General features: G+C 70.2%; 25 protein-coding genes, 5 tRNA genes and 1 pseudogene. 12 read left to right on the top strand and 19 right to left on the bottom strand.

Annotated features, from left to right (window positions below; all coding sequences use genetic code 11):
* Nucleotides 1-82 precede the first annotated feature (82 nt).
* The gene (thiD, locus tag OHA84_RS25400) at nucleotides 83-883 is read right to left on the bottom strand and encodes a bifunctional hydroxymethylpyrimidine kinase/phosphomethylpyrimidine kinase (RefSeq protein ID WP_053675084.1); all 801 of its coding nucleotides are present in this window, start codon (nucleotides 881-883) and stop codon (nucleotides 83-85) included.
* Nucleotides 880-1,863 (bottom strand): thiamine-phosphate kinase, encoded by a 984-nt coding sequence (locus tag OHA84_RS25395; protein ID WP_053675082.1) that lies wholly within the window; start codon nucleotides 1,861-1,863, stop codon nucleotides 880-882. Before OHA84_RS25395 ends, thiD begins: the two co-directional genes overlap by 4 nt.
* A 245-nt stretch (nucleotides 1,864-2,108) precedes the next feature.
* Between OHA84_RS25395 and OHA84_RS25390 the strand changes: the two genes are divergently transcribed.
* Together OHA84_RS25390 and OHA84_RS25385 are read left to right on the top strand one after the other, a co-directional pair.
* Nucleotides 2,109-2,342 (top strand): Lrp/AsnC family transcriptional regulator, encoded by a 234-nt coding sequence (locus OHA84_RS25390; protein WP_030011290.1) that lies wholly within the window; start codon nucleotides 2,109-2,111, stop codon nucleotides 2,340-2,342.
* A 23-nt stretch (nucleotides 2,343-2,365) separates the two neighbouring features.
* Nucleotides 2,366-2,866, top strand: a complete 501-nt coding sequence (locus tag OHA84_RS25385; RefSeq protein WP_053675080.1) for a DUF3515 domain-containing protein — start codon at nucleotides 2,366-2,368, stop codon at nucleotides 2,864-2,866.
* Between the two features lie 100 nt (nucleotides 2,867-2,966).
* Here the strand turns inward: OHA84_RS25385 and OHA84_RS25380 are convergent, their stop codons facing one another.
* From OHA84_RS25380 to OHA84_RS25370, 3 genes are read right to left on the bottom strand one after another with little or no spacing between them, the layout of a single operon-like run.
* Nucleotides 2,967-4,124 (bottom strand): D-alanine--D-alanine ligase family protein, encoded by a 1,158-nt coding sequence (locus OHA84_RS25380; protein ID WP_053675078.1) that lies wholly within the window; start codon nucleotides 4,122-4,124, stop codon nucleotides 2,967-2,969.
* A 39-nt stretch (nucleotides 4,125-4,163) separates the two neighbouring features.
* Nucleotides 4,164-5,174, bottom strand: coding sequence for an NAD(P)H-dependent glycerol-3-phosphate dehydrogenase (locus tag OHA84_RS25375; protein WP_053675076.1), 1,011 nt, complete (start codon nucleotides 5,172-5,174; stop codon nucleotides 4,164-4,166).
* Complete coding sequence (locus tag OHA84_RS25370) at nucleotides 5,171-5,923, bottom strand: 1-acyl-sn-glycerol-3-phosphate acyltransferase (RefSeq protein ID WP_053675074.1); 753 nt, start codon at nucleotides 5,921-5,923, stop codon at nucleotides 5,171-5,173. The genes OHA84_RS25375 and OHA84_RS25370 overlap by 4 nt, the downstream gene beginning before the upstream one ends.
* A gap of 240 nt (nucleotides 5,924-6,163) precedes the next feature.
* Between OHA84_RS25370 and cofC the strand changes: the two are divergent.
* A pseudogene (gene cofC / locus OHA84_RS25365) lies at nucleotides 6,164-6,769 on the top strand (2-phospho-L-lactate guanylyltransferase); the annotation flags it as partial.
* 318 nt (nucleotides 6,770-7,087) lie between these two features.
* Here the strand turns inward: cofC and OHA84_RS25360 are convergent.
* The 4 genes from OHA84_RS25360 to leuC all read right to left on the bottom strand — a co-directional run bounded on the left by OHA84_RS25360 (nucleotide 7,088) and on the right by leuC (nucleotide 10,287).
* The gene (locus OHA84_RS25360; protein WP_266969635.1) at nucleotides 7,088-7,756 is read right to left on the bottom strand and encodes an HU family DNA-binding protein; all 669 of its coding nucleotides are present in this window, start codon (nucleotides 7,754-7,756) and stop codon (nucleotides 7,088-7,090) included.
* 144 nt (nucleotides 7,757-7,900) lie between these two features.
* A complete protein-coding gene (locus OHA84_RS25355; protein ID WP_053675071.1) occupies nucleotides 7,901-8,128 on the bottom strand; it encodes a hypothetical protein in 228 nt (75 codons plus the stop codon).
* A 137-nt stretch (nucleotides 8,129-8,265) separates the two neighbouring features.
* Entirely contained in the window at nucleotides 8,266-8,859 is a 594-nt protein-coding gene (leuD, locus tag OHA84_RS25350; RefSeq protein ID WP_266969637.1) for a 3-isopropylmalate dehydratase small subunit, read from the bottom strand.
* A gap of 3 nt (nucleotides 8,860-8,862) precedes the next feature.
* Nucleotides 8,863-10,287: a 3-isopropylmalate dehydratase large subunit gene (leuC, locus tag OHA84_RS25345; RefSeq protein ID WP_053675066.1), complete on the bottom strand. Its 1,425-nt coding sequence runs from the start codon at nucleotides 10,285-10,287 to the stop codon at nucleotides 8,863-8,865.
* Nucleotides 10,288-10,471: 184 nt separating this feature from the next.
* Between leuC and ndgR the strand changes: the two genes are divergently transcribed.
* On the top strand, nucleotides 10,472-11,188 hold the full coding sequence (gene ndgR / locus OHA84_RS25340; RefSeq protein WP_053675064.1) for an IclR family transcriptional regulator NdgR: 717 nt from the start codon (nucleotides 10,472-10,474) through the stop codon (nucleotides 11,186-11,188).
* Nucleotides 11,189-11,382: 194 nt separating this feature from the next.
* Here the strand turns inward: ndgR and OHA84_RS25335 are convergent.
* The 9 genes from OHA84_RS25335 to OHA84_RS25295 form a co-directional block, all read right to left on the bottom strand.
* A tRNA-Glu gene (locus OHA84_RS25335) sits at nucleotides 11,383-11,455 on the bottom strand.
* A 22-nt stretch (nucleotides 11,456-11,477) separates the two neighbouring features.
* Nucleotides 11,478-11,549: transfer RNA gene (locus tag OHA84_RS25330), tRNA-Gln, on the bottom strand.
* Nucleotides 11,550-11,573: 24 nt separating this feature from the next.
* Nucleotides 11,574-11,646, bottom strand: a tRNA-Glu gene (locus tag OHA84_RS25325).
* Nucleotides 11,647-11,707: 61 nt separating this feature from the next.
* A tRNA-Glu gene (locus OHA84_RS25320) sits at nucleotides 11,708-11,780 on the bottom strand.
* 26 nt (nucleotides 11,781-11,806) lie between these two features.
* Nucleotides 11,807-11,878 (bottom strand) — tRNA-Gln (locus OHA84_RS25315).
* Nucleotides 11,879-11,964: 86 nt separating this feature from the next.
* Nucleotides 11,965-12,693 (bottom strand): HAD family hydrolase, encoded by a 729-nt coding sequence (locus OHA84_RS25310; RefSeq protein ID WP_266950080.1) that lies wholly within the window; start codon nucleotides 12,691-12,693, stop codon nucleotides 11,965-11,967.
* Between the two features lie 89 nt (nucleotides 12,694-12,782).
* The gene (gene gltX / locus OHA84_RS25305; RefSeq protein ID WP_053675060.1) at nucleotides 12,783-14,258 is read right to left on the bottom strand and encodes a glutamate--tRNA ligase; all 1,476 of its coding nucleotides are present in this window, start codon (nucleotides 14,256-14,258) and stop codon (nucleotides 12,783-12,785) included.
* The gene (locus tag OHA84_RS25300; protein ID WP_053675058.1) at nucleotides 14,251-15,057 is read right to left on the bottom strand and encodes a fumarylacetoacetate hydrolase family protein; all 807 of its coding nucleotides are present in this window, start codon (nucleotides 15,055-15,057) and stop codon (nucleotides 14,251-14,253) included. Before OHA84_RS25300 ends, gltX begins: the two co-directional genes overlap by 8 nt.
* A gap of 94 nt (nucleotides 15,058-15,151) precedes the next feature.
* On the bottom strand, nucleotides 15,152-15,334 hold the full coding sequence (locus tag OHA84_RS25295; RefSeq protein WP_053675056.1) for a hypothetical protein: 183 nt from the start codon (nucleotides 15,332-15,334) through the stop codon (nucleotides 15,152-15,154).
* A 578-nt stretch (nucleotides 15,335-15,912) separates the two neighbouring features.
* On the opposite strand from OHA84_RS25295, the gene OHA84_RS25290 reads away from it, so the two are divergent.
* The 8 genes from OHA84_RS25290 (at nucleotide 15,913) to OHA84_RS25255 (ending at nucleotide 26,390) form a co-directional block, all read left to right on the top strand.
* Complete coding sequence (locus tag OHA84_RS25290) at nucleotides 15,913-19,719, top strand: nitrate- and nitrite sensing domain-containing protein (RefSeq protein WP_053675054.1); 3,807 nt, start codon at nucleotides 15,913-15,915, stop codon at nucleotides 19,717-19,719.
* 9 nt (nucleotides 19,720-19,728) lie between these two features.
* On the top strand, nucleotides 19,729-20,142 hold the full coding sequence (locus tag OHA84_RS25285; protein WP_008739864.1) for a roadblock/LC7 domain-containing protein: 414 nt from the start codon (nucleotides 19,729-19,731) through the stop codon (nucleotides 20,140-20,142).
* Between the two features lie 151 nt (nucleotides 20,143-20,293).
* The gene (locus OHA84_RS25280) at nucleotides 20,294-20,686 is read left to right on the top strand and encodes a DUF742 domain-containing protein (protein WP_007266775.1); all 393 of its coding nucleotides are present in this window, start codon (nucleotides 20,294-20,296) and stop codon (nucleotides 20,684-20,686) included.
* Nucleotides 20,667-21,251 (top strand): ATP/GTP-binding protein, encoded by a 585-nt coding sequence (locus OHA84_RS25275; RefSeq protein ID WP_266573764.1) that lies wholly within the window; start codon nucleotides 20,667-20,669, stop codon nucleotides 21,249-21,251. The genes OHA84_RS25280 and OHA84_RS25275 overlap by 20 nt, the downstream gene beginning before the upstream one ends.
* Nucleotides 21,252-21,543: 292 nt before the next feature.
* Nucleotides 21,544-24,750, top strand: a complete 3,207-nt coding sequence (locus tag OHA84_RS25270; RefSeq protein WP_053675052.1) for a nitrate- and nitrite sensing domain-containing protein — start codon at nucleotides 21,544-21,546, stop codon at nucleotides 24,748-24,750.
* 10 nt (nucleotides 24,751-24,760) lie between these two features.
* Complete coding sequence (locus OHA84_RS25265; RefSeq protein WP_030037347.1) at nucleotides 24,761-25,174, top strand: roadblock/LC7 domain-containing protein; 414 nt, start codon at nucleotides 24,761-24,763, stop codon at nucleotides 25,172-25,174.
* 93 nt (nucleotides 25,175-25,267) lie between these two features.
* Nucleotides 25,268-25,828 carry a DUF742 domain-containing protein gene (locus OHA84_RS25260; protein ID WP_053675050.1) on the top strand — a complete coding sequence of 187 codons (561 nt, stop codon included), beginning with the start codon at nucleotides 25,268-25,270 and terminating at the stop codon, nucleotides 25,826-25,828.
* Nucleotides 25,809-26,390, top strand: coding sequence for an ATP/GTP-binding protein (locus tag OHA84_RS25255; RefSeq protein ID WP_037792108.1), 582 nt, complete (start codon nucleotides 25,809-25,811; stop codon nucleotides 26,388-26,390). Before OHA84_RS25260 ends, OHA84_RS25255 begins: the two co-directional genes overlap by 20 nt.
* 198 nt (nucleotides 26,391-26,588) lie before the next feature.
* Here the strand turns inward: OHA84_RS25255 and OHA84_RS25250 are convergent, their stop codons facing one another.
* The gene (locus OHA84_RS25250; protein ID WP_266969641.1) at nucleotides 26,589-26,789 is read right to left on the bottom strand and encodes an acyl-CoA carboxylase subunit epsilon; all 201 of its coding nucleotides are present in this window, start codon (nucleotides 26,787-26,789) and stop codon (nucleotides 26,589-26,591) included.
* Between the last annotated feature and the right edge of the window lie 19 nt (nucleotides 26,790-26,808).

The following is a 26,808-nucleotide window of genomic DNA, read 5'->3' as shown; positions in this document are numbered from 1 at the left end:
GAAGCGAGCGCGGGCCCTGCCCGAGCGAGCGCGAAAGAGCTCCCGGGAACCCTCGACGGGTTCCCGGGAGCTCTTCGCGCGTTCAGGCCCGCCAACGCCAGGCGTGGTCCACGGGGCCGATGCCGCCGCCGAGCGCGAAGCCGGCGGCGATGGCCCCGGTGACGTACTCCTTGGCCGCGGTGACGGCCTCGGGGACGTCGAGTCCCTTGGCGAGGCCCGCCGCGATCGCGCTCGCGAGGGTGCAGCCCGTGCCGTGGGTGTGCCGGTTGTCGTGCCGGGGTGCGCGCAGCCACCGCTCGTCGGCGCCGTCGGTGAGCAGGTCCACGGCCTGGTCGCCGTGGGTCCGCAGGTGTCCGCCCTTGATCAGCGCCCACCGGGGACCGTGACCGAGGATCGCGTCGGCCGCCCGCCGCATGTCGTCCTCCGTCTCCACCACCAGGCCGGTGAGTCGGGTCACCTCGTCGAGGTTGGGGGTGGCCACGGTGGCCCGCGGCAGGAGTTCCTCGCGTACGGCGTCCAGCGCCGAGTCGGCGAGCAGCGCGTCCCCGTGCTTGGAGACCCCGACGGGGTCCACGACCGCCGGGGCCGGGGTGCCGGCCAACAGTTCGGCGACCGTCTCCACCAGCGACGCGGAGGACAGCATCCCGGTCTTGACGGCCTGGACGCCGATGTCGTCCACCACGGCCCGGTACTGGGCCGTGACGGCCTCCGCGGGCAGTTCCCAGGCCCCGTGCACGCCGAGCGAGTTCTGGGCCGTCACGGCGGTCACCACGCTCATCCCGTGCACGCCGAGCGCCAGCATCGTCTTGAGGTCGGCCTGGATGCCCGCGCCGCCGCCGGAGTCCGATCCGGCGACGGTCAGGCACAGCGGCGGACGGTTCATCGCGCGGGCTCCTCGGCGGCCGGGTCGGCGCCGAAGTGGTCCCAGCCGCCGGTGCTGGTCCAGGGTGCGCCGTCCACGGTCACCTGGGGGGCGGCGGAGCGGTTCTGGACCTCTCCGATGACCTTCCAGCGGGCGGGCAGTTTCACGTCGGGCGGGAAGGTGGCCACGATGGCGTGGTCCTCTCCCCCGGTCAGCACCCACTGGAGCGGATCCACGCCGACGGCCTGGCCGATGTCGTGCATCTGGCTGGGGATGTCGACGGCCGCCGAGCGCAGGTCGATTCGTACCTTGCTGGCCTCGGCGATGTGACCGAGGTCCGCGACCAGGCCGTCGCTGACGTCGGTCATGGCGGTGGCGCCGAGTCCGGCGGCGGCGGGGCCCGCGTGGTACGGCGGTTCCGGGCGCCGGTGCGCCTCGACGAAGGCCCGCGGGGAGCGGAAGCCGCGCGAGAGGACCGCGAAACCGGCCGCGGACCAGCCCAGCCAGCCGGTGACGGCCACCACGTCGCCGGGCTGGGCGCCGGAGCGCAGCACGGGCTCGTGGTTGCGCAGGTCCCCGAGGGCGGTGATGGCGACGGTGATGGTGTCGCCCCGTACGACGTCTCCGCCGACCACGGCCGCGCCCGCGACCTGGCATTCGTCGCGGATGCCGTCCATCAGCTCGGTGGGCCAGGTGACCGGCAGTTCCGCCGGGACGACGAGGCCGAGGAGCAGTGCGGTCGGCACCGCGCCCATCGCCGCGATGTCGGCGAGGTTCTGCGCGGCGGCCTTGCGGCCGACGTCGTAGGCCGTCGACCAGTCGCGCCGGAAGTGCCGGCCTTCCAGCAGGATGTCCGTGCTCGCCACGACCCGCCGGTCGGGGGCCGACACCACCGCGGCGTCGTCGCCGGGTCCGAGCCGGACCGCCGGGGTGGTGGTGAGCCGTGAGGTGAGCTCTCGAATGAGCCCGAACTCCCCCAGCTCGCCCACAGTGCCCTTCATCGCTGTGCCCCTTCTTGCCCAGTCCGCTTGCGGTCGCGAGCCGTCACAGCTCTGGGTACCGTCAACAGATACGTCAACTTCTGCTCTCCGTGCGCCTCGCCGTGCGCGGAGCCGGGCTCGCGGGTCTCCCCGTGACGCTCGGCGACGCGGTACCGTGGCGTCCCTTCTTCCCCGGGCCCACCCGATGTCCCCGGGCCCACCCGAAGGTTAGGGGAAATGATCCTCGTGGCCGCCCTGGAGGTTCCGTGGTACAGGCGTACATCCTCATTCAGACCGAGGTGGGCAAGGCGTCGTTCGTCGCCGAGTCCATCGGCCAGATCCCGGGGGTGATCCAGGCCGAGGACGTGACGGGCCCGTACGACGTGATCGTGCGCGCCCAGGCGGACACCGTCGACGATCTCGGCCGCATGGTGGTCGCCAAGGTCCAGCAGGTGGAGGGGATCACCCGCACCTTGACCTGCCCGGTGGTCCATCTGTAGCCCCCGTCTACTCTTGGCCGGTGATGTCCCTCCACCGCCGGCCCCTGCGTCTACTGGCCCTGCCCGCCTGCGCGGTCCTGCTGGCCCTCGCCGGCTGTTCCTCGGGCGATGCCGAGGCCCGGGTGGATCCGCCGCCCAAGCCGCCCGCCGACGTCGCGGGGCTCTGTGCGGCACTGCACGAGGAGCTCCCGGAGAAGGTGGCCGGCCTGGCGCGGACCACCACCCGACCCGAGTCGGATCTGACCGCCGCGTGGGGCGGCTCGGCGATCGTACTGCGGTGCGGTATCCCCAAGCCGCCCAAGATGTCGGATCCGAAGCAGGACGGCGTCGAGGTCAACGGAGTCGGCTGGTTGCTGGAGAAGCTTCCCGCCGACGAGGACGGCGGTTTCCGGTTCACCACCGGGGCGCGGCTGGCGTACACGGAGGTCCGGGTCGACAAGGAGCATGCCACGGATGCGGGGATGCTGGTCGATCTCTCTGCGGCCATCGCCAAGGCCGTGCCCGTGGGCATCTCCTCGTACTGAGTCGTCCGGACCGTCCGGGGCCGCCGTGCGGTCTCCCCCACTCATGATGACCGCCCGCCGGGATCCCCGGCGGGCGGTCGTCGTGTGTGTGCGGTCGGGCCTAGCGCAGCCCGGTGGAGCGGCGCAGGGCTGCCTGGATCAGGCGGTCCACCAGCTCCGGGTACTCGATGCCCGACTCCTGCCACATGCGCGGGTACATGGAGATCGGCGTGAAGCCCGGCATGGTGTTGATCTCGTTGATGACGAAGGTGCCGTCCTCCGTGAGGAAGAAGTCGGCACGCACCAGGCCCTCGCAGGACGCGGCGTCGAACGCCTCGACGGCGAGCCGGCGCACCTCGGCGGTCTGCTCGTCGGTGAGCGGCGCCGGGACGATCCCGGAGGCGGAGTCGATGTACTTCGCCTCGAAGTCGTAGAAGTCGTGGCTGGAGACCGGCGGGATCTCGGCGGGGACGCTCGCGCGCGGCCCGTCCTCGAACTCCAGGACCCCGCACTCGATCTCGCGGCCGCGCAGCAGCGCCTCCACGATGATCTTCGGGTCGTGGCGGCGGGCCTCCTCGATGGCGGCGTCCAGGCCGGACGCGTCGTCCACCTTGGTGATGCCGATGGAGGAGCCCGCGCGGGCGGGCTTCACGAACAGCGGCCAGCCGTGTTCGGCGGCGAAGTCCAGGACTTTGGCGGTGGCGGCCGACCGGTCGGCCTCCCACTCGCGCGGGCGGACGGTCACGTACGGGCCGACGTTCAGCCCGAAGGACGTGAACACCCGCTTCATGTAGTCCTTGTCCTGGCCGACGGCCGAGGCGAGGACGCCCGAGCCGACGTAGGGGATGCCGGAGAGCTCCAGCAGGCCCTGGAGGGTGCCGTCCTCGCCGTACGGGCCGTGCAGCACGGGGAAGACGACGTCCACCTCGCCGAGGGCCTTGGGAACGGCGCCCGGTTCGGTGTAGACGACCTCGCGGTTGGCCGGGTCGACGGAGAGGACGACGCTGCCGTCCTCGGAGTCGGCCAGGTCCTCGACGCTCGGGAGCACCCGCTCGGCGATGGCCATGCGGGAGGGCTCGTCGGCGGTCAGCGCCCACCGGCCGTCCGTGGTGATGCCGATGGGCAGCACCTCGTACTTGGACCGGTCGATGGACCGCAGCACGGCGCCCGCCGTGACGACCGAGATGGCGTGTTCCGAGCTGCGGCCGCCGAACACGACGGCCACGCGGGGCTTGCGGCCCTGCTGCTCAGGGGTCTGGGGGAGGTTCTCGCTGCTCATATCGCCACGAGAGTACCCGCTCAGACGTCCGGAATGGAGTCAGCGCCGTTCCGGTTTGGCGCTGCGTCCCATGAGTTCCTTGAGCGCGACCAGCGTGGGCTTCCCGTGGTGCACGATGTCGACCACCGTGTCGGTGATCGGCATGTCCACTCCGTACCGGCGTGCCAGATCCGCCACGGACTGGCAGGACTTGACCCCTTCCGCGGTCTGCCGGGTGACCGCGATCGTCTCCTCCAGGGTCATCCCGCGGCCCAGGTTGATGCCGAAGGTGTGGTTGCGGGAGAGCGGCGAGGAACAGGTGGCGACGAGGTCGCCGAGACCCGCGAGACCGGAGAAGGTGAGCGGGTCGGCGCCCATCGCGAGGCCCAGGCGGGTGGCTTCGGCGAGGCCTCGGGTGATGAGCGAGCCCTTGGTGTTGTCGCCGAGACCCATGCCGTCCGCGATGCCGACGGCGAGGCCGATGACGTTCTTGACGGCGCCGCCGAGTTCACAGCCGATGACGTCGGTGCTCGTGTACGGGCGGAAGTACGGGGTGTGGCAGGCGGCCTGGAGGCGCCGGGCCACGGCGTCGTCCACGCAGGCCACCACGGAGGCGGCGGGCTGGCGGGCGACGATCTCGCGGGCCAGGTTGGGGCCGGTGACCACGGCGACGCGCTCGGCGGGGACCTTGGCCACCTCCTCGATGACCTCGCTCATCCGCTTGGCGGTGCCGAGTTCGATGCCCTTCATCAGGGACACGAGCACGGTGTCGGGGGCCAGCAGGGGCGCCCACTCGGCGAGGTTGCCGCGCAGGGTCTGGGAGGGGACGGCGAGGACGGTGAAGTCGGCGCCGCGGGCCGCCTCGGCCGGGTCGGTGGTGGCCCGGATGTTGGCGGGGAGTTCGACGCCGGGGAAGTAGTCCGGGTTGGTCCGGTCGGTGTTGACGGCGTCCACCAGTTCCTGGCGGCGCCCCCACATCGTCACCTCGCAGCCGGCGTCGGCGAGCACGACGGCGAAGGCCGTGCCCCACGAGCCGGTTCCGAACACGGTTGCCTTCACGGGACCTGTCACTTCTTGCCCTCCCCCGCGGCGTTCCGCCGCTGCTGCGCCCTGGCTTGGCGATGGTCGTACGGCTGCGCGGGCGCGCTTTCGCCCCGCAACTCCTCCAGCAGCTCGGTGATGGCCGCCATGATGACCTCGGTGACCTCCTTGAGCACGTCCGGGGTGGGTTCCAGGCCGTGGAAGGCGGAGAGGTCGACGGGCGGTCCGGCGAGCACCTGGAGGGTCTTGCGCGGGAACAGCCGGAGCTTGTCGGTCTTCGCGTAGGGCGGCATCGCGAGATTCGCGCCCCATTGGGCCACCGGAATGACCGGGGCCTTGGTGATCAGTGCGACGCGGGCGGCGCCGGTCTTGCCGGCCATCGGCCACATGTCGGGATCGCGGGTGAGGGTGCCTTCCGGGTAAAAGGCAACGCATTCACCGCTCTCGATCGCCGCCACGGCCGCCCTGAATGCGTCGAGGGCGTTGGTGGTCTCCCGGTACACGGGGATCTGACCGGAACCACGGAGGATCATGCCGACGAAAGGCACCTTGAAGAGGCCGGCCTTCGCGAGCAATCGGGGCACCCGGCCGGTGTTGTACTGGAAGTGCGCGTACGAGAGCGGGTCCAGATACGAGTTGTGATTGACGGCGGTGATAAATCCCCCGTCGGCCGGAATGTGCTCCATTCCCCGCCAGTCCCGCTTGAAGAGCACTACCAGCGGCGGTTTCGCGATGACCGCCGCCAGGCGGTACCAGAAGCCGATTCTGCGGCGGGACACTCGAACACCTTCCTCTAGGACCGGTGCGCGGCTTGGGCACCTCGTCGGCCGGACAAGTGTGGCCCCAGGCCCGGTCTCTGTCGAGAACACCGTACGCCCCGCTCACACCGCACGGCCTCCCCTCTGCCCGGGTGGAGGCGACAATGGGCCCACTGATGACCTGGCCATGACCTGACGATGGCTTGAGCGCGCGCGGGAGCGCACCGGAGGGGAGGGGGCGCCACGAACGCCGTCTGGAGTCTGGTCGTCCCGTTGAAGCCGCTGGCGCTGGCCAAGAGCCGTCTCGCGGCGGCCGTCGGGGGCTCTCGCCCGGGGCTGGCGCTGGCCTTCGCGCAGGACACCGTGGCGGGGGCGCTGGCCTGCGCGGCGGTCGCTGATGTGGTGGTCGTCACGGACGACTCCGTGGCGGGTCGGGAACTGGCCAGGCTGGGCGCGCGGATCGTCCCGGATTCCCCGGGCGCCGGCCTGAACGCCGCCCTGGCCCACGGGGAGCGGGCCGTGCGGCGACGGCGGCCCCGGGCGGCGGTGGCCGCCATGAACGCCGATCTGCCCGCCTTGAGACCGCCCGAATTGCTACGCGTGCTCGACGATGCCTCGAAATTTCCCAGGGCATTTCTGGCGGATGCGGCAAGAATCGGGACGACGTTGCTTTCGGCTGCTCCGGACGTGGAATTGACACCCTCGTTCGGCGGCCCGTCTCGGGCCCGCCATTTCGCCTCCGGGGCGGTGGAAATCGCCCTGGCGGACGTCGACAGCGTGCGCCGGGACGTGGACACCGCGGCGGATCTGCGAACGGCCCTCACGCTCGGTGTGGGGCGTCACACCGCCCGATACAGTGCCGGTATGCAGGCGACCGCGTACACGTACGACTCCCAGACCCGCAGTGGCAGCGTGCTGCTGGACGACGGCACCCCGGTGTCCTTCGAGGCCCCGGCCTTCGACGCGGGCGGCCTGCGGCTGCTGCGCCCCGGGCAGCGGGTGCGCATCGAGACGGACGGCGAGGGCGGGGCCCTGCGGATCACCCTGATCACGCTCCAGACCTTCTGAGGTCCCCACTCTTCCGCTTCCGGGGCCGTCCCCGACGGGGTTTCCCTTCCGGACAGCACCGCGGGCCGGCTTCCCCCCGCGGGGGAAGCCGGCCCGGCGTGTGCGTGACCGCCGCCCCTACTTCTTGCGGACGGTCGTCTTCTTCGCGGTGGCCTTGCGCGTCACCGTCTTCTTGGCGGGCGCGGTCGTCTTCGCGGTGGCCTTCTTGGCCGCCGGAGCGGTCTTCTTGGCGGTGGCGGTGGTCTTCTTCGCCGCCGGGGTGGCCTTCTTGACCGTGGCGGCCTTCTTCGCGACGGCGGTCCTCGCGGTCGTCTTCTTGACGGTCGCCGTGGCCTTCTTGGCCGTGGTCCTCTTCGCGGTCGCCTTCTTCGCGACCGTGGTCTTCGCGGCGGCCTTCTTGGCGGTGGTCGCCCTCTTGGCCGCGGCCTTCTTGACCGTGGCGGAAGCCCCGCCGGACAGGCTGCCCTTGGGAGCCTTCTTCACGGCCACCTCGTCGCCCTTGGGGAGCTTCTTGGTGCCGCTGACCAGGTCCTTGAAGCCCTGGCCGGCCCGGAATCGGGGAACCGAGGTCTTCTTGACCCGGACGCGCTCACCCGTCTGCGGGTTACGGGCGTAACGGGCGGGGCGGTCGACCTTCTCGAACGAGCCGAAGCCCGTGACCGAGACCCGGTCGCCCGCGACCACGGCGCGGACCATCGCGTCCAGTACCGCGTCGACAGCGTCCGCGGCCTGCTGACGGCCGCCCAGCTTGTCGGCAATCGCTTCTACGAGCTGCGCCTTGTTCACGTCTTCCCCTTCGGAGACTTCGCCAGAACGAATGTGTTCAAGCTTATTTCGCACGTTAGGCGGATATATACCGCAAATCAAACACGAAACGGGCTAATCACCCTAGTGCCGCAACGTTGTAGGCCGTTACGGAGTTCCTTCGCATCAGTCGCCTTCAGGGAATCGACCCTCGTCGAGGTCCTTCATCAACCTGTCCAGGCGCCTTGCCGCATCGGCCAGATCATGCTTCGACGCGGCCGTGACGACCAACAGCTTCCGGGACAGCGCCATCCTTACGCCCTCCGGGACTTGCAGTGAGCGCACCCTTGTGTGTGCTTCTTTCAATCGGTCCGCGACGAGTTCGTAGAGCTCAAGTTGACTGTCGCGTTCCATGCACAGATTGTGCCATCTGGGGCGAGTTGTCGCCTCACGGGGCCTCAACACACGGCTGTGCCCCCCGCCGGAGGGCGAGGGGCACAGTGTTGTCGATGTGATGACCCGAAGGCGAATAAGCGCTGATCAGGCTGGAATCAGGCCCGAATCGTGCGGGGCTTGTGGCCCGGCCGGGTGCTTTCATACGTGGCGATGTCGGCTTCGTTCTGAAGGGTGAGCGAGATGTCGTCCAGCCCCTCCAGCAGCCTCCAGCGGGCGTTGTCGTCGAGTTCGAACTCGACCTCGACGCCTTCCGCTCGGACCTGGCGATCGACCAGGTCGACCGTGATCTCGGCGTCGGGGTCGGCCTCGGTGAGCTTCCAGAGCCGTTCGACGGTCTCCTGCGGCAGGACCACGGTCAGCAGGCCGTTCTTCAGCGAGTTGCCGCGGAAGATGTCGGCGAAACGGGAGGAGATGACCGTTTTGAAGCCGAAGTTCTGCAGGGCCCAGACGGCGTGCTCGCGCGAGGAACCGGTGCCGAAGTCGGGGCCGGCGACCAGGACGGTCGCGCCGGCGCGCTCCGGTCGGTTCGTGACGAACTCCGGGTCCTTGCGCCAGGCCTCGAAGAGCCCGTCCTCGAACCCGTCGCGGGTGATCTTCTTCAGCCAGTGGGCCGGGATGATCTGGTCGGTGTCGACGTTGCTGCGGCGCAGCGGGACGGCCCGGCCGGTGTGGGTGGTGAAGGCTTCCATGGTTCAGACTCCGGCGGTCGCGTCGGCGGCGGACAGGTCGGCGGGCGAGGCCAGATGGCCCAGCACGGCGGTGGCCGCGGCCACCTGCGGGGAGACCAGGTGGGTGCGCCCGCCCTTGCCCTGCCGGCCCTCGAAGTTGCGGTTGGAGGTGGACGCGGAGCGCTCGCCGGGCGCCAGTTGGTCGGGGTTCATGCCCAGACACATCGAGCAGCCCGCGTGCCGCCATTCGGCGCCGGCCTCCTTGAAGACCTTGTCCAGGCCCTCCTCGACGGCCTGGAGGGCGACCCGGACCGAGCCCGGAACGACCAGCATCCGTACGCCCTCGGCGACTTTGCGGCCCTCGATGATGCCGGCGACGGCACGCAGGTCCTCGATGCGGCCGTTGGTGCACGAACCTACGAAGACGGTGTCGACGTTGATGTCGCGCAGCGGCTGTCCGGCGGTCAACCCCATGTATTCCAGGGCCTTTTCGGCGGCGTGCCGCTCCGAAGCGTCCTCGTACGAAGCAGGGTCGGGGACGTTCGCGGAGAGCGGCGCTCCCTGGCCCGGGTTGGTGCCCCAGGTGACGAACGGGGAGAGCGCGGCGCCGTCGATGACGACCTCCGCGTCGAAGACCGCGTCGTCGTCGGTGCGCAGGGTCCGCCAGTACGCGACGGCCGCGTCCCAGTCCTCGCCCACGGGCGCGTGGTCACGGCCCTGGAGGTAGTCGAAGGTGGTCCGGTCCGGGGCGATCATTCCCGCGCGGGCGCCGGCCTCGATCGACATGTTGCAGATGGTCATCCGGGCTTCCATCGACAGCTTCTCGATGGCCTCGCCGCGGTATTCCAGGATGTAGCCCTGGCCGCCGCCGGTGCCGATCCGGGCGATGATCGCCAGGATCAGGTCCTTCGCGGTGACGCCCTCGGCCAGCGCGCCGGTGACGGTGATCGCCATCGTCTTCGGGCGGGCCAGCGGCAGCGTCTGGGTGGCGAGCACGTGCTCGACCTGGCTGGTGCCGATGCCGAAGGCCAGCGCGCCGAACGCGCCGTGGGTGGAGGTGTGCGAGTCGCCGCAGACCACGGTGGTGCCCGGCTGGGTCAGGCCCAGCTGCGGTCCCACGACGTGGACGACACCCTGCTCGACGTCGCCCAGCGAGTGCAGGCGCACGCCGAACTCGGCGCAGTTCTTGCGCAGCGTCTCCAGCTGGGCCCGGGAGACCGGGTCCGCGATCGGCTTGTCGATGTCGATGGTGGGGGTGTTGTGGTCCTCGGTCGCGATGGTGAGGTCGAGGCGGCGCACCTTGCGGCCGGCCTGCCGCAGGCCCTCGAACGCCTGCGGGCTGGTCACCTCGTGCAGGAGGTGCAGATCGATGAAGAGCAGATCGGGCTCGCCCTCCGCGCGCCGGACGACATGGTCGTCCCAGACCTTCTCCGCGAGTGTCCTACCCATCGCTTTCCCTCCGGCCGGCCGGTTGTGCCGGCGCTTATTAGAGATCCGGTGCGCCTGATCGTCCGTACCCCACGCGCCGGACCGAGGCTCGGACCCAGTGGTTCGTGGACCCGCACATACAGACTCGCTGTTTCTTGGAAAAATTGAACTTGCGTTTCACAGTGTGAGACGCGAATATCGTTTCATGGACAACTCTAGCGGCGTCGGCGTTCTCGACAAGGCAGCTCTGGTACTGAGCGCACTGGAGTCCGGTCCGGCCACCCTCGCCGGGCTGGTCGCGGCGACAGGGCTCGCACGACCCACGGCACATCGCCTTGCCGTGGCACTGGAACACCACCGGATGGTGGCGAGGGACATGCAGGGACGTTTCATCCTCGGTCCGCGGTTGGCAGAGCTTGCCGCCGCTGCCGGCGAGGACCGCCTGCTCGCGACGGCCGGACCGGTGCTCACCCACCTCCGTGACGTGACCGGGGAGAGCGCGCAGCTCTACCGGCGTCAGGGCGACATGCGCATCTGCGTGGCCGCGGCCGAGCGGCTGTCGGGCCTGCGGGACACCGTCCCGGTGGGCTCCACGCTCCCGATGAAGGCCGGTTCGGCCGCGCAGATCCTGATGGCCTGGGAGGAGCCCGAGCGGCTCCACCGCGGGCTCCAGGGCGCGCGTTTCACGGCGACGGCGCTCTCGGGCGTACGGCGCCGCGGCTGGGCGCAGTCGATCGGCGAGCGGGAGCCCGGTGTGGCTTCCGTGTCGGCGCCGGTGCGTGGACCCTCGAACCGGGTGGTCGCGTCGGTGTCGGTCTCCGGGCCGATCGAGCGCCTGACCCGACACCCGGGGCGGATGCACGCCCAGGCCGTCATCGACGCGGCCGCCCGCCTGTCGGAGGCCCTGCGCCGAACCGGCTGATCCCTTTTCGACCTCCCCCACTCCCCCGGGTCCGGGGGCGCGTACGACGCCGCACACGTCCTGCACACGCGCCTCCGGGCCCGCATTCACGAGCCGCCGGCGCGGCGGTCGCGCGACCGTCCCGCCTGCGCGATCCGACGCCGGACATACGAAAGAGGCCCTCCGCGATGAACGCGGAGGGCCTCTTCGATGCGTACCCCCGACCGGATTCGAACCGGCGCTACCGCCTTGAGAGGGCGGCGTGCTAGGCCGCTACACAACGGGGGCTAGCTGTTACTGCGGTGCTGCGCTGGGCTACCAGGACTCGAACCTAGAATAAGAGAACCAGAAACTCTCGTGTTGCCAATTACACTATAGCCCAAAGGTCTAGACCAGCTAGACACAGTACCCCCGACCGGATTCGAACCGGCGCTACCGCCTTGAGAGGGCGGCGTGCTAGGCCGCTACACAACGGGGGCCCTAGCGATCCTGCATCAAAACATCCGGGTGCGACCCTGGAGATCTCGCGGGAAGGATCTGTACCCCCGACCGGATTCGAACCGGCGCTACCGCCTTGAGAGGGCGGCGTGCTAGGCCGCTACACAACGGGGGCAAGCACTGCGTTACTTCTGTACTGCGCTGGGCTACCAGGACTCGAACCTAGAATAAGGGAACCAGAAACCCTCGTGTTGCCAATTACACTATAGCCCACCAAAACTCAAGGCCTTGCGGCACTTTCGTTTGGTTAGCGCCCCCATCCCGGCCTTTCGGCCCGCTCGGGCGGCGCAGAAAGAACATTACCGGATGCCTGACCGTGCTCCAAAACGGGTATCCGCGGCCAGCAGCGCGGGCAGCCGCCCGAGTCCGTCGATCCTGTGTACGCCCTCGGGCCCCGGGCCCGCGTCGCCTCGACGGTCGAGCCACACCGCCGTGAGGCCCGCGTCACGGGCGCCGCGGGCGTCGATCTCGGGCTGGTCCCCCACGTACGCGACCTCGCCCGGCGGCAGTCCGAGCGCCGCGCAGGCCTTCAGGAAGGCCTCCGCGGCGGGCTTGCTGACGCCGAGTTCGGCGGCGCAGACCAGTACCTCGAAGCGTTCGCGCAGGCCGAGCCGGCGCAGCTTGGGATCCTGGTTGGCGAGCGAGGAGTTGGAGAGCACGCCGTGCCGGTACCCGTCGGCGAGGGCGTCCAGCGCGGGCACCGCGTCGGGGAACAGGGTCCAGGCGGCCTGGTAGTGGGCGACGTACCGGTCGAACCAGTCGTCGGTCTCGGGCGCGCTCATGTCGGGCCGCTCCAGGAAGTCCCGCACCCGGTCCCGGCGCTGCTCCCGGAAGGTCACCCGGCCCGCGGCGAAGCGGTCCCAGTGCCGTTCGGTGAGACGGCGCCACAGCGCGAGCGCCTCGGCCGGCGAGCCGTACCGCGCCTCCAGTCCCTCGTCGGCGAGGTGCGCCGCGAGGCCGGCCGTGTCCGCGCCGGTGTAGTCGAAGAGGGTGTCGTCGATGTCCCACAGCACAGCACTGATCGGCATACGGCCGAGGCTACGCCGAAACGCCCCGGGGGCGGCGGCCTTTTCGGCCGCCGCCCCCGGGGGACGTACGGGTGGTGCCCAGGCGATGCCTAGGCGGCGAGCCTGGCCAGGGTCGCGTCGATGCGGGCCAGCGAACGCTCCTTGCCCAGGATCTCCAGCGACTCGAAGAGCGGCAGGCCCACCGTGCGGCCGGTGACGGCGACGCGGACCGGGGCCTGGGCCTTGCCGAGCTTGAGACCGTGGGCCTCGCCGGCGGTGAGCACGGCCTGCTTGAGGGACTCGGGGTCGCTCCAGTCGGCCGTCTCCAGGTTGGCGCGGGCGGTCGTCAGCAGGGCCGCGGGCTCGCCCTTCATCGCCTTGTCCCACGACGCCTGGTCCTCGACCGGCTCCTTGCGGAACAGGAAGTCGACGTTGGCCGTGATGTCGGACAGCACGGTCACCCGGGTCTGGGCGTACGGCGCGATGCGCTCCCAGGCCTCGGCGTCGAAGTCCTCGGGGGCCCAGTTGGCGTGCGGGGCCTCCAGCCACGGCGCGCAGGCGGCCGCGAAGGCCTTCGGGTCGAGCAGCCGGATGTGGTCGGCGTTGATCGACTCGGCCTTCTTGAGGTCGAAGCGCGCCGGGTTGGCGTTGACGTCCGGGATGTCGAACTTCGCGACCATCTCCTCGATCGAGAAGATGTCCTGGTCCTTGGAGAAGGACCAGCCGAGGAGCGAGAGGTAGTTCAGCAGGCCCTCGGGGAGGAAGCCGCGCTCGCGGTACAGGTTGAGCGAGGACTCCGGGTCGCGCTTGGAGAGCTTCTTGTTGCCCTCGCCCATGACGTACGGCAGGTGGCCGAACTCCGGGACCGTCTTGGCGACGCCCAGCTCGATCAGCGCCCGGTAGAGCGCGATCTGGCGCGGGGTGGAGGACAGCAGGTCCTCGCCGCGGAGCACGTGCGTGATCTCCATCAGCGCGTCGTCGACCGGGTTGACCAGGGTGTACAGCGGGGCGCCGTTGGCCCGGACGATGCCGAAGTCGGGCACGTTCTCGGGGGCGACGGAGATCTCGCCGCGGACCAGGTCGGTGAAGGTGATCGTCTCGTCGGGCATCCGGAAGCGGACGATCGAGGTGCGGCCCTCGGCCTCGTACGCGGCCACCTGCTCGGCGGTCAGCTCGCGGCAGTGGCCGTCGTAGCCGGACGGCTTGCCGGCCGCACGCGCGGCGTCGCGGCGCGCGTCGAGCTCCTCGGTGGTGCAGTAGCAGTGGTAGGCGTGGCCGCCGTCCTGGAGCTTCTTCGCGACGTCCGCGTAGATGTCCATGCGCTGGGACTGGCGGTACGGGGCGTGCGGGCCGCCGACCTCGGGGCCCTCGTCCCAGGTGAAGCCGAGCCAGCGCAGCGAGTCGAGCAGCTGGCCGTAGGACTCCTCGGAGTCGCGGGCCGCGTCGGTGTCCTCGATGCGGAAGACGAACGTGCCGCCGTGGTGGCGGGCGAACGCCCAGTTGAAGAGAGCGGTCCGGACCAGGCCCACGTGGGGGTTGCCGGTCGGGGAGGGACAGAAACGTACGCGGACGTTCGCGTTAGCCACGCTTGATCACCTTGTTGGTGAGAGTGCCGATGCCTTCGATGGTGACGGCGACCTCGTCGCCGACGTTGAGGGGTCCGACTCCGGCCGGGGTCCCCGTGAGGATGACGTCGCCCGGGAGCAGCGTCATGGCCTCGGTGATGTGCACGACCAGGTCCTCGATGGAGCGGATCATGTCGCCGGTGCGGCCGAGCTGGCGTTGTTCGCCGTTCACGGTGCACTGGATGGTCAGGTCGGTCGGGTCCAGATCGGTCTCGATCCAGGGGCCGAGCGGGCAGGAGCTGTCGAAGCCCTTGGCCCGCGCCCACTGCTTCTCGCGCCGCTGGACGTCGCGCGCGGTGACGTCGTTGGCGCAGGTGTAGCCGAGGATCACGTCCTTGACGCGCTCCTTGGGGACCTCGCGGCACATGCGGCCGATCACCACGGCGAGCTCCGCCTCGTGGTGGAGTTCCTCGGAGAAGGAGGGGTACGTGATGGGGTCCCCCGAGCCGACCACCGAGGTGGAGGGCTTGAAGAAGGTGATGGGGGCTTCCGGGCGGCCGTCGGCGTCCACGAGGGAGTGGCCGAGCTCCGCGGCGTGCTCCGCGTAGTTGCGGCCGATGGCCACGACCTTGTTGGGGAGCACGGGCGGCAGCAAGCGGACCTTGGCGAGCGGGACCTTGACCCCGGAGAGCTCGAAGTCCGCGAACGGGATGCCCTTGATGATGTCGAGGACGAGCGTCGATTCGTCGCCGGGGGCGGTGCTGCCCTCGACCGCGCCGAACGCGACGTTTCCATCGATCGAGAACCTGGCGATGCGCACGTGCTGCGTCTGCCCCTCTGTCTGCCGGCCTGGTGGAGTCTGCGGACTCCAGGCTAACGCGGCAGGCAGCGGGGCCCCGCTTCTTTGTCCGCGTCTACTGCGCGGCGGCGACCGGCGCGTCCATCAGGATCGTGCGCCGCGGGTTCGCGGTCTGGGCCGGAAGCTCGACGGCGTGTTCCGCGACCGGCGGCACCTGGAGCTCCTCGGCGTCCTTGAGGTGCGCGAGGGTGGTGCGGCGGGGGTTGGCTATGTTGCGGATCAGCATCGTCGTCTTCATCGGAGTTCGGGGCCTCGGCTCGCTCGTCGGGTGATGGTTGTCGGATGCGCCAACCCTGGCGCCAACCCTGCAAAGGGCAAGGCTAAACATCTGAATCCCCGGCTGAACCGGGAAGTAATGGCCACGGCTATGTGAGTTTGCTCACCCATGACCTGGCATTACGGGCATAACGGGCAGTCGCTTCCGCTTCACGAAACGGACATTGCGCCACTGAATGCGGCATTCCGCTCCTGATCATGAGGACTGGGACACCTTGCCGGCCACGGTGTTTGGTCGGTGTAAGTCCGGTTTTTCCCGGTACCGGTACCACATCGAGTAGCGGACCACTCACGTGCCGTGACCGGCCGGCCAGCCCGACGCGCACACCTTGTTGGAGATCCTCCACTGTGCTGGAATTCGCGGGACCGCCGCGGGAATCAGCCGGCGCGCAGGTGGCGCGACTCAGCGCCGAGCGCGGCGGCAAGGAGAGGGAGACGCGCCGGTCACCGACGACCACCATGGGGCCGTCAGTGCCCCACGACTCGACACCGTCCCACCGGTCACCCGGCGGGACGCCTGGTCCAGAGGTTGCGACGCTAGTGCAGGGACGATTCAAGAGGGATGGCAGCGCTGCGGCGGAGCAGGAGCCGCGCGGCGGGACCGACCGTGGCTCCTCGCCCCAGCACGCCCAGAACCGCGGGCCGGCTGTCGAGGGTGCGAGCTCCGACGCCTCCGCCACGGTGAAGGCGAAGGGTCGTGCGAAGCCCAAGGGCTTGGCCAAGGCGAAGGGCAAGAGCGAGTCGGCCGCCGGGCAGGACGTGGCGATACCGAAGGCCCCCACGGGGTCCGGTTCCCGCCTCGCCATGCAGAACTGGCGCATCAGCACGCGACTCGTGTCGCTGCTGACCCTGCCGGTCGTCGCCGCCACCACGCTCGGTGGCTTCCGCATCAACGACTCGCTGAACGACATCGCGCAGCTCGACCACATGCAGCTGCTGACGACCATGACCCGGCAGGCCACCAACCTGGCCGCCATGCTCCAGGAGGAGCGGGACAAGTCGGCGGGTCCGCTGTCGGTGGCCGCCAAGGACCCCGCCAAGGTCGGCACCGCCAAGCCCAACTCGCTCGTCCAGGGTGTCCGTGACCAGACCGACGCCGCCGCCGAGGCCTTCGCCGCGGCGACCGACAAGGTCAGCCTCACGGAGGACAAGGACGAGACCCTCAAGTCGATCCGCAACAACATCCTGCAGATCGGCCGCCAGCTCACCGGCATCGAGGACATCCGCAAGAAGGCGTACGACAACGGCGCCCAGCAGACCGTCACCGAGTACAACGCGCTGATCGTCTCGCTCCTGTCCCTCTCGCAGGACATGGCCCAGGCCACGTCCAACCCCGAGATGATCAAGCGCACGCGCGCCCTGGCCTCCTTCTCCTCGGCCAAGGAGTACGCCTCGATCCAGCGCGCGATCATCGCCGCGTCGCTCCCCGAGAGCGGTGCCACGACCGGCACGCTCAAGGAGAACGACCGCCTGTACGCGCTCTCCGCGCTCCGCGGCGAGAGCCAGTCGAAGAAGACCTTCGAACTCGTCTACCAGGGCCGCTCCGAGGAGCTCACCGCGTCCCTCGGCGACGGCAACCCGGAGATCAGCAAGGCGGACCACTACACCCGCCGCGTGCTGTCCACCGAGGGGCAGTTCGCCAAGGAGCAGCAGTACCGGTCCTGGATGGACTGGTACGACGCCGACGGCACCAAGCTCCAGGCCATGAAGACCATCGAGCTGTCGCTCCTGGAGGACATGGAGCAGAAGGCCCGCGAGCTCAGGAACGAGTCGCAGCAGGACGCCATCATCAACGGTGCCCTGATCTTCCTCGTCCTCGGTGTCTCGCTCGTCGGCGCCTTCGTCATGGCCCGGTCCATGATCCGGTCGCTGCGCCGTCTGCAGGACACCGCCACCCGGGTCGCCCAGGACCGACTGCCCGAGCTCGTCAAGCAGCTCTCCGAGTCCGACCCGCAGGACGTGGACACGTCCGTGGAGTCGGTCGGTCTGCACACCCGCGACGAGATCGGCCAGGTGGCCGCGGCCTTCGACGACGTGCACCGTGAGGCCGTCCGCCTCGCCGCCGAGCAGGCCCTCCTGCGGGGCAACGTCAACGCGATGTTCACCAACCTCTCGCGCCGCTCGCAGGGCCTCATCCAGCGTCAGCTCTCGCTCATCTCCGAGCTGGAGTCCCGCGAGGCCGACCCGGACCAGCTGTCCTCGCTCTTCAAGCTCGACCACCTCGCGACCCGCATGCGCCGTAACGGCGAGAACCTCCTCGTCCTCGCGGGCGAGGAGCCGGGCCGCCGGTGGACCCGCCCCGTCCCGCTCGTCGACGTGCTCCGCGCCGCGGCGTCCGAGGTGGAGCAGTACGAGCGCATCGAACTCTCGTCGGTGCCCGGCACCGACGTCGCCGGCCGCGTCGTCAACGACCTCGTGCACCTCCTCGCCGAGCTGCTGGAGAACGCCACGTCGTTCTCCTCCCCGCAGACGAAGGTCAAGGTCACCGGTCACGCGCTGCCCGACGGCCGGGTGCTGGTCGAGATCCACGACACCGGCATCGGCCTCTCCCCCGAGGACCTCGCCGCGATCAACGAGCGGCTCGCGTCGCCGCCGACCGTGGACGTCTCCGTCTCCCGCCGCATGGGCCTGTTCGTGGTCGGTCGCCTGTCCCTGCGACACGGCATCCGCATCCAGCTGCGTCCCTCCGACTCGGGTGGTACGACGGCCCTCGTCATGCTGCCGGTCGACGTCGCCCAGGGCGGCAAGAAGCCGGCCCCGATGCCCGGTCAGGGCGGCCCCGGGGGCTCCGGCGGCCAGGGTGGCCCGCAGGGCGGCCAGGGTTCCGTTCCCGGTGGGAACGCCCGTCCCCCGGTGGGCGCCGGCCAGCAGCGCGGTCAGGTCTCCGGCGGCGGGCCGCGTCCCGCACTGCCGGGGCGCGACGGCTCCGCCGGTCAGGGTCCCCAGCAGCAGCGTGCGCAGGGTCCGGGTCAGGCGCCGCAGGGCGGCCCCGGCACCCGTCCGCAGCAGGGCGGCGCGCCGACCCGTCCGCAGGCCGGTCCCGGCGCGCCGAACGGCCAGAGCGGCCCCTTCGGCAGCCCGGCCCCGCTGCCCGGGCGTACGCCCGGCGCCACGACCGGTGGCCTTCAGGGTCGTCCGGGTCAGACCCCCTCCGCCTTCCCGCAGGGCAACGGGTTCGAGCGTCCGCAGCAGCCGCAGCCCCAGCAGGCTCCGCAGCAGCAGGACCGCCAACAGTCCGCCGCCCCGGCGCCGACCCAGCGCAAGCGGCCGCAGCTGCCGCCGCGCGGTGGCGCGCCGCGTCCGGAGCTCCCGGGCGCCGGCGCCGGTACGTCTCCCACCGGGATCCCGCAGGGCACCAGTTGGGGTGCCGGTGGTCAGGGTGGCCAGGACGTCCCGCGCGGTCACGACGAGCTCTCGGGCCCGGGCGCGACGGCCGAGTTCGCCCGCCCGGACTACAACGCCCCCTTCCCGCAGGCCACCGGCGGCAACCCCGCCAACAGCACCACCGGCCAGTTCGAGCGTCCCGACGTGCGCGGTCCCCTGGACCCGTCCACCACCGGGCAGTTCGAGCGTCCGGAGCTGCGCGGGCCCGCGGACCTGAGCGGCCCGGCCTCGACCACCGGCCAGTTCGACCGCCAGGACTTCCAGGCGCCGCGCAGCGGCGGCCCCGGGGTGGGCGGCTACAGCCGCCGGCACCAGGCTCCGCAGCAGGCCCCGCAGCAGGGCGGCGGCTACCCGGCCGCTCCCTCGCCGGCGGCGGCTCCGCGCCCGGAGGCCCCGAGCCTGCCGCAGGCTCCGCAGCCGGAGGCCCTGCCGCCGGCCCGGAACCAGGGTGAGGGGCGCAGCCCGATCTTCGACACGCTGGAGTCGAACTGGTTCCGTCAGGAGGGCGAGCAGCCCGCCGACCAGGGACCGGCCGTGCCCCAGCAGCCGCAGCAGAGCGCCCCGTCCGCGCCGGCTCCGCAGCGCACGCAGCCCCAGCTGCCGCAGCGGGGCCAGGAGCCGGCGGCCGATGCCGCCGCGACCGGCGCCATGCCGACCGTCAGCTGGCGTTCGTCGCCGAACGACGAGCTGATGCGACAGGCCGAGCGCGTGCGCCAGCCCGCCGCGGGCGGCATCACCACCTCGGGGCTGCCCCGTCGCGTACCGCGAGCGAACCTCGTGGCCGGCACGGCGCAGCAGCAGGCCGAAGCACAGGCAGGCCCGCAGGTATCGCGTTCCCCGGACGATGTCCGGGGACGTCTCACCAACCTCCGCCGCGGTATCCAGCAGGGGCGTCAGGCCGGCACCACCGGCCCCGCGACCGGCAGTTACCACGTCGACCCCACTTACCAGCAGGAGCGATAGTTGAGTTCGATGAGCCAGGCGGCACAGAACCTGAACTGGTTGATCACCAACTTCGTGGACAACACCCCTGGGGTGTCCCACACCGTGGTGGTCTCCGCCGACGGACTCCTTCTGGCGATGTCGGAAGGTTTCCCGCGTGACCGCGCCGATCAGCTGGCGGCCGTGGCCTCCGGTCTGACGTCGCTGACCGCCGGTGCCTCCCGCATCTTCGAGGGTGGCGCCGTCAACCAGACGGTCGTGGAGATGGACCGGGGATTCCTTTTCCTCATGTCCGTGTCCGACGGATCCTCGCTGGCCGTTCTCGCGCACCCCGAGTGCGACATCGGCCTCGTGGGCTACGAGATGGCCCTCCTCGTGGACCGCGCCGGCAGTGTCCTCACCCCGGACCTGCGCGCGGAGCTGCAGGGAAGCCTGCTCATCTGACTGCCAGACTCCCGGCCGGACGGTACTTCCGGCCGGGAGCCCGGGGCTCGTGCCCCGGAATCCAGTACCCCCGACAGGCCGTCATCACGTCCCCCCACCGGCCGCCCTGTCAGACGGCACGCTGACCACTGCTGTCCAGCCCGGAGGATCAATGACCCCGCCCCCCGCCTACCCCGATGCGTACGGAGATTCGTACTCGGAAGGCGACCAGCCGCTGGTACGTCCGTACGCGATGACCGGTGGCCGGACCCGGCCGCGCTACCAGCTCGCCATCGAGGCGCTGGTCAGCACCACGGCCGATCCGATGCACCTTTCCGGCCTGCTGCCGGAGCACCAGCGCATCTGCACGCTGTGCCGTGAGGTGAAGTCGGTCGCGGAGGTCTCCGCACTTCTGTCGATGCCGCTCGGTGTCGCCCGGATCCTCGTCGCCGACCTGGCGGAGGCCGGAATGGTGGCCATCCACCAGCCGGGCAATGGAGAGGCCGGCGGAACGCCGGATGTAACACTGCTCGAGAGGGTTCTCAGTGGACTTCGCAAGCTCTGACGGTGGAGCGGCTCCTCGCTCCACCACCTCCGCGAAGATCGTGGTGGCCGGCGGCTTCGGCGTGGGCAAGACCACGTTCGTCGGCGCGGTCTCCGAGATCAACCCGCTGCGCACCGAGGCCGTCATGACGTCCGCGAGCGCGGGCATCGACGACCTGACCCACACCGGGGACAAGACGACCACCACGGTCGCCATGGACTTCGGCCGCATCACCCTGGACCAGGACCTGATCCTGTACCTCTTCGGTACGCCGGGTCAGGACCGCTTCTGGTTCATGTGGGACGACCTCGTACGGGGCGCCATCGGCGCGATCGTCCTGGTCGACACCCGCCGGCTCGCGGACTGTTTCCCCGCCGTCGACTACTTCGAGAACAGCGGCCTGCCGTTCGTCGTGGCGCTCAACGGCTTCGAGGGGCACCAGCCGTACACCCCGGAGGAGGTCCGCGAGGCGCTGCAGATCGGCCCGGACGCGCCGATCATCACCACCGACGCCCGCCACCGCGCGGACGCCAAGAGCGCGCTCATCACGCTCGTCGAGCACGCGCTGATGGCGCGGCTCAAGTAGCACGGAAATCATGGCCGCGTGTGAGGGCGGGTTGTGTCATACGACACGGCCCGCCCTTCTCGTTCATAACGTTTCGACAGAGAATTGAGGCCGGCCGGGCACAGGGTGCGGTCGCCCGGTGCCGCTGTGCTCACAACTGGCCCCGCATTTGCAGCCCCTCGCTCTTTATGTCCGATTTATGTGGGGCATAAGGCTCTGGGAATGGCCGATTTCAACTGTTTGGAACACGGCCGTTAACCGTGCTGGAATTCAACGAACTAGCTAGTAGCACCGCCGAGAGGTTGTTGGTCGAGTGAGGCGAAGCAACTCGAGCCCCGCGGATGAACCCGCGCGCGGCAACTTCACCCCGCCGCCGCGAGCGGCCGCGTCGCCCGTCGACGTGCCCGTTGACCCACCCGCGAGCAGCGGCAGCACCAGCAGGTTCTCGCCCCGCAACTGGCGTGTGCCGACCCGTCTGAACGCCATCCTCCTCGTACCCGTCCTCGTCGGACTGGTCATGGGCGGCTTCCAGGTGAAGGGTTCCGTCGACAGCTGGAACGAGGCCAAGGACGCGGAGAAGACCGCCCGCATCGTCCAGGCGGCCTCCGAATACGGCCAGGCGCTCCTCGACGAGCGTGACCTGACCGCCCAGCCGCTGCTGCGCGGCGACCGCGGCAGCGAGATCGTCACGAAGGCGTACGCGGCCACGGACGCGGCGAAGGCCAAGTTCGCGGACGCGGCGAAGGACCTCCCGGGGAACCAGGGCCTGGAACGGCGCCTGGAGCTCTTCCGTCAGGAGGAGCCGAAGCTGGAGCAGGTCCGCAAGACGGCCTACCTCGCGGCGCCCGAGTCGGCGAAGAAGAACCTCCCCAACGCGCTGGGCCCCATCCCCACCGAAGAGGGGTACGTGCTGGTCCAGCACTACCTGATGCAGTTCTCCAACGAGCTCGGCCTGGGCACCGGCAACGTGACCAGCTACGGCCGCATGGTCTACGCGATCGAGCTGGCCAAGGCGGCGAACTCGCTCCAGCGCTCCGTCGGCACCCACCTGCTGGTCCGGCCGAGCGAGAGCGAGGACATCCGCAAGTCCCAGCTCGTCGCCTTCTCCTCGTACGCCTACCTCGAAGAGATCGCCATCGGCGAGTACGTCGCGGCCGGCACCGACGCGGACACCAACCGCCTGCGCGACGTCATGGGTCAGAAGTCCCAGGAGGGCGCGCAGAAGCTCGCCGCGGCCAAGCAGGCCGCCGAGCAGGCGGGCACCACCTTCAAGACCCCGCCCGTGGTCAACGGCTCCGTGCTCACCGGCATGACCGAGGCGATAGCCTCGGGCGAGAAGAACACCCGTCTCGCCCAGAACGGCACCACGGCCCAGGCCTGGCAGGCCGCCGCCACCGCCAAGTTCGACGGCTACGCCGAGATCGAGAAGGAACTCCTCGGCAAGGCCGTGCAGGACGCGGTCGCGGTCTCCGACGAGTCCCGCAACGACGCCATCCTGACCGGCGCCATCGTGGTCGTGGCCCTGCTCGCCGCCTTCATCCTGGCCGGCATGATGGCCCGCCAGATGGGCCGCGCCATGCGCCACCTGCGCACCGCCGCCTTCGACATCGCCGAGCAGCGCCTGCCGATGCTCGTCGACCAGCTGTCGCGCACCGATCCGGGCAAGGTCGACACCCGGGTGCTGCCGATCCCGATCGACTCCCAGGACGAGATCGGCGAGGTCGCCCGCGCCTTCGACCAGGTCCACCGGGAAGCGGTCCGGCTCGCCGCGGAGCAGGCGCTCCTGCGAGGGAACGTCAACGCGATCTTCACGAACCTCTCCATGCGCAACCAGTCGCTGATCGAGGGCCAGTTGACCCTCATCACCGACCTGGAGAACAACGAGGCCGACCCGGACCAGCTGGAGAACCTCTTCCGCCTGGACCACCTGGCCACCCGCATGCGCCGCAACGGCGAGAACCTCCTCATCCTCGCGGGTGAGGAGCCGGGCCGCCGCTGGGACCAGCCGGTCCCGCTGGTCGACGTGCTGCGCGCCGCCTCCTCCGAGGTGGAGCAGTACGAGCGCGTCGAGCTGTCGGGCGTCTCGGAGGCCGAGATCCACGGCCAGGCCGTGACCGACCTCGTGCACCTGCTCGCCGAGCTGCTGGAGAACGCCACCACGTTCTCCTCCCCGCAGACCAAGGTCCGTGTCAACGCCACCCGTCTGCCCGACGGCCGCGTCATGATCGAGATCCACGACAAGGGCATCGGCCTCACCGCCGAGGACTTCGCGGACATCAACCACAAGCTGGCCAACCCGCCGACCGTGGACGCCGCGATCTCGCAGCGCATGGGTCTGTTCGTGGTCGGCCGGCTGGCGGACCGCCACAGCATCCGCGTCCAGCTGCGCCCCTCGGGCGAGGCGGCCGGCACCACCTCGCTGGTCATGCTCCCCGACGCCATCACCCACGGTGGCGGTGGCGAGGGCGTACCGGACGACGACTTCACGGTCTCGCAGATCATCCCGGAGCAGCAGGCCCTGCAGGCTCCGAAGATGCGCACGGCGGCCGAGCTCGGCTTCGACGACTCCCGCTACGACGCCCAGGGCGGCCAGGGAGCCGACGGACAGGGCGCCGACCCCGTGGGCCGGTCGCTGGGCCAGCAGGAGCGCCGGGCGGCGTTGGCCGCCCAGGTGGGCTACCCGCAGGACCAGCAGTACCCCGATCAGGCCGAGCAGTCCTCCCAGGACTATTCGGAACCCCAGCCTGAACACGGGTACCAGCCGTACCAGGGCTACGAGCAGCAGCCCGAGCCGGGCTACGCCCCGGGGTACGAGGGCGGGCCGTCCCAGCAGCCCCAGCAGTCCTACGAGGCCTATCCGCAACAGGGATATGGCTATCCGGAAGCCGAGTACCAGGACCAGCGGCAGGACGCCCCGTCGTACGACGGGGGCTTCGAACCCCAGTCCCAGCAGGCGGAGTGGCCCGAGCAGAACACGTACTCGGGTGGCTACCAGCAGGACTACGGGACCGAATCGGAATCCACGCCCGCTCCCGAACCGGCCCCGGAACGCGTAGGCTTCGACCGTCCGGGCGCCGCCGCCGACACCGGTCACAAGATGACCGGAGCGGGCCTGCCGCGCCGCGGCAGCCAGCAGCAGTGGCAGCCGGCACAGCAGGAAGCGGAGTCCACCGGATCCCTCTTCGAGCAGCGGCCGCAGCGTCAGCAGCCCGCCGCCGCCCCGAAGGCGGACGAGGAAGGCCCTGAGGCCTGGCGCTCGAACAACGACGAGCGTTGGCAGCAGGCCGCCAAGCTTCGTGAGCCGAAGGCGGGCGGGGTCACCCCGTCCGGTCTCCCTCGGCGGGTGCCCAAGGCCAACCTGGTCGAGGGTGCTGCGGAGACGACCCCGCAGGGCGGCCCCCAGGTCTCCCGCGCACCGGAGGACGTCCGTGGCAGGTTGAGCAACCTGCGACGCGGTGTCCAACAGGGACGCAGCGCGGGTTCCGAGCAGTCAAGTAACAGCTATGACCAGGAGCGTTAGTGTGAGCCCGATGAGCCAGGCGGCACAGAACCTGAACTGGTTGATCACCAACTTCGTGGACAACACCCCCGGGGTGTCCCACACGGTGGTGGTCTCCGCCGACGGACTCCTTCTGGCGATGTCCGACGGATTCCCGCGCGACCGCGCCGATCAGCTGGCGGCCGTGGCCTCCGGTCTGACGTCGCTGACCGCCGGAGCCTCCCGCATCTTCGAGGGTGGCGCGGTCAACCAGACGGTCGTCGAGATGGACCGGGGATTCCTTTTCCTCATGTCCGTGTCCGACGGATCCTCGCTCGCGGTGCTCGCGCACCCCGAGTGCGACATCGGCCTGGTGGGCTACGAAATGGCCCTTCTTGTGGATCGAGCAGGCAGTGTCCTCACCCCGGACCTGCGTGCGGAGCTGCAGGGAAGTCTGCTCAACTAGCAGACAGGCAGTGCGTTTCGCGTCATCGCACCATAGGGTGCGGTGGCGCGGTTCCACAGGGAGTACTGCGTTCTTGGAGTCGGAGGAGGAAACGTGACAACACCCGGAGGACATCCTTATGGCGGCGCGCAGCAGCCGCAGGGTGGGCACGACCAGAACCGCTTCAACTTCCCCTCCACTCCCAGCCGGCCCGCGCCGGAGCACAACCCGTACCAGCAGCAGCCTTCGTACGGCCAGCCCCAGCAGCCCCAGCAGCCTTACCGGCCTTCGCAGCGGCCCTCGCGCTCCTCGCAGCCGCAGGCCCCGAAGGCACACAACCCGCTGGTGCGTCCGTACGCCATGACCGGCGGCCGTACCCGGCCGCGCTACCAGCTCGCCATCGAGGCGCTGGTCAGCACCACGGCCGATCCCGCGCGGCTGCAAGGGCAGTTGCCCGAGCATCAGCGCATCTGCCGTCTGTGCCAGGAGATCAAATCCGTCGCGGAGATCTCGGCACTCCTCTCCATTCCTCTTGGTGTCGCCCGCATCCTCGTCGCCGACCTGGCGGAGGCGGGCCTTGTCGCCATTCACCAGCCCGGCGGCGACGAGTCTGCCGGCGGCCAGCCAGACGTGACACTGCTCGAAAGGGTGCTCAGTGGACTTCGCAAGCTCTAACGGCGGAGCGGCTCGCTCCACCACCTCCGCGAAGATCGTGGTGGCGGGCGGCTTCGGCGTGGGCAAGACCACGTTCGTCGGCGCGGTCTCCGAGATCAACCCGCTGCGCACCGAGGCCGTCATGACCAGCGCCTCCGCCGGAATCGACGACCTCACCCACACCGGTGACAAGACGACGACGACGGTCGCCATGGACTTCGGCCGCATCACCCTGGACCAGGACCTGATCCTGTACCTCTTCGGTACGCCGGGTCAGGACCGCTTCTGGTTCATGTGGGACGACCTGGTACGCGGCGCGATCGGCGCCGTGGTGCTCGTGGACACCCGGCGGCTCGCGGACTGTTTCCCCGCCGTCGACTACTTCGAGAACAGCGGCCTGCCGTTCGTCATCGCCCTGAACGGCTTCGACGGACACCAGCCCTACACGCCGGAGGAAGTCCGCGAGGCCCTGCAGATCGGCCCGGACGCCCCGATCATCACCACCGACGCCCGCCACCGCGCGGACGCCAAGAGCGCGCTCATCACGCTCGTCGAGCACGCGCTGATGGCGCGCCTGCGCTAGCGGTTCCGCGGAACGCGCGGAAAAGGCCCCTCACGCTCCGTCGGAGCGTGAGGGGCCTTTTCCGCGTCTCCGTCGCCCGCGGGTCGTACAGGAGCCGTACGCGAGCTCTCCGCGGTGCGTCCCGGGGTACGCGAGAGCGCCGGGGCGGGGCCCCGGCGCTCTCGGTGAACCGTGTGACGTGCCGCGTGTGCGACGTACCTAGCCGCGCCAGCTGTGCGGGGCGCGGAAGCCGGCGCTGCGTTCCAGGCGGCGCCAGCCGGCCTGGGTGCGGGGGGTGCGGGTGGTGGTGTCGGTGGTGGTGGTGGCGCGGGCGAGGAGGATCGCGGTGATCGCGGCGAGTTCCTCGGGTGCGGCGTTGCCCTTCTCGACCTTGAGGAGGGTGTCGGTGGTGATGCTCATCGGTGGCGGGTCTCCTTCG

Source organism: Streptomyces sp. NBC_00513 (assembly GCF_041431415.1).
Classification (GTDB): Bacteria; Actinomycetota; Actinomycetes; order Streptomycetales; family Streptomycetaceae; genus Streptomyces.
This window is presented reverse-complemented; position numbering and strand designations above follow the sequence as displayed.

Coding starts and splice junctions, on each gene's coding strand:
- thiD (WP_053675084.1), bottom strand. CDS start 883: ATGAACCGTCCGCCGCTGTGCCTGACCGTCGCCGGATCGGACTCCGGC.
- OHA84_RS25395 (WP_053675082.1), bottom strand. CDS start 1,863: ATGAAGGGCACTGTGGGCGAGCTGGGGGAGTTCGGGCTCATTCGAGAG.
- OHA84_RS25385 (WP_053675080.1), top strand. CDS start 2,366: ATGTCCCTCCACCGCCGGCCCCTGCGTCTACTGGCCCTGCCCGCCTGC.
- OHA84_RS25380 (WP_053675078.1), bottom strand. CDS start 4,124: ATGAGCAGCGAGAACCTCCCCCAGACCCCTGAGCAGCAGGGCCGCAAG.
- OHA84_RS25355 (WP_053675071.1), bottom strand. CDS start 8,128: ATGGAACGCGACAGTCAACTTGAGCTCTACGAACTCGTCGCGGACCGA.
- leuD (WP_266969637.1), bottom strand. CDS start 8,859: ATGGAAGCCTTCACCACCCACACCGGCCGGGCCGTCCCGCTGCGCCGC.
- leuC (WP_053675066.1), bottom strand. CDS start 10,287: ATGGGTAGGACACTCGCGGAGAAGGTCTGGGACGACCATGTCGTCCGG.
- ndgR (WP_053675064.1), top strand. CDS start 10,472: ATGGACAACTCTAGCGGCGTCGGCGTTCTCGACAAGGCAGCTCTGGTA.
- OHA84_RS25310 (WP_266950080.1), bottom strand. CDS start 12,693: ATGCCGATCAGTGCTGTGCTGTGGGACATCGACGACACCCTCTTCGAC.
- OHA84_RS25295 (WP_053675056.1), bottom strand. CDS start 15,334: ATGAAGACGACGATGCTGATCCGCAACATAGCCAACCCCCGCCGCACC.
- OHA84_RS25285 (WP_008739864.1), top strand. CDS start 19,729: ATGAGCCAGGCGGCACAGAACCTGAACTGGTTGATCACCAACTTCGTG.
- OHA84_RS25280 (WP_007266775.1), top strand. CDS start 20,294: ATGACCCCGCCCCCCGCCTACCCCGATGCGTACGGAGATTCGTACTCG.
- OHA84_RS25265 (WP_030037347.1), top strand. CDS start 24,761: ATGAGCCAGGCGGCACAGAACCTGAACTGGTTGATCACCAACTTCGTG.
- OHA84_RS25250 (WP_266969641.1), bottom strand. CDS start 26,789: ATGAGCATCACCACCGACACCCTCCTCAAGGTCGAGAAGGGCAACGCC.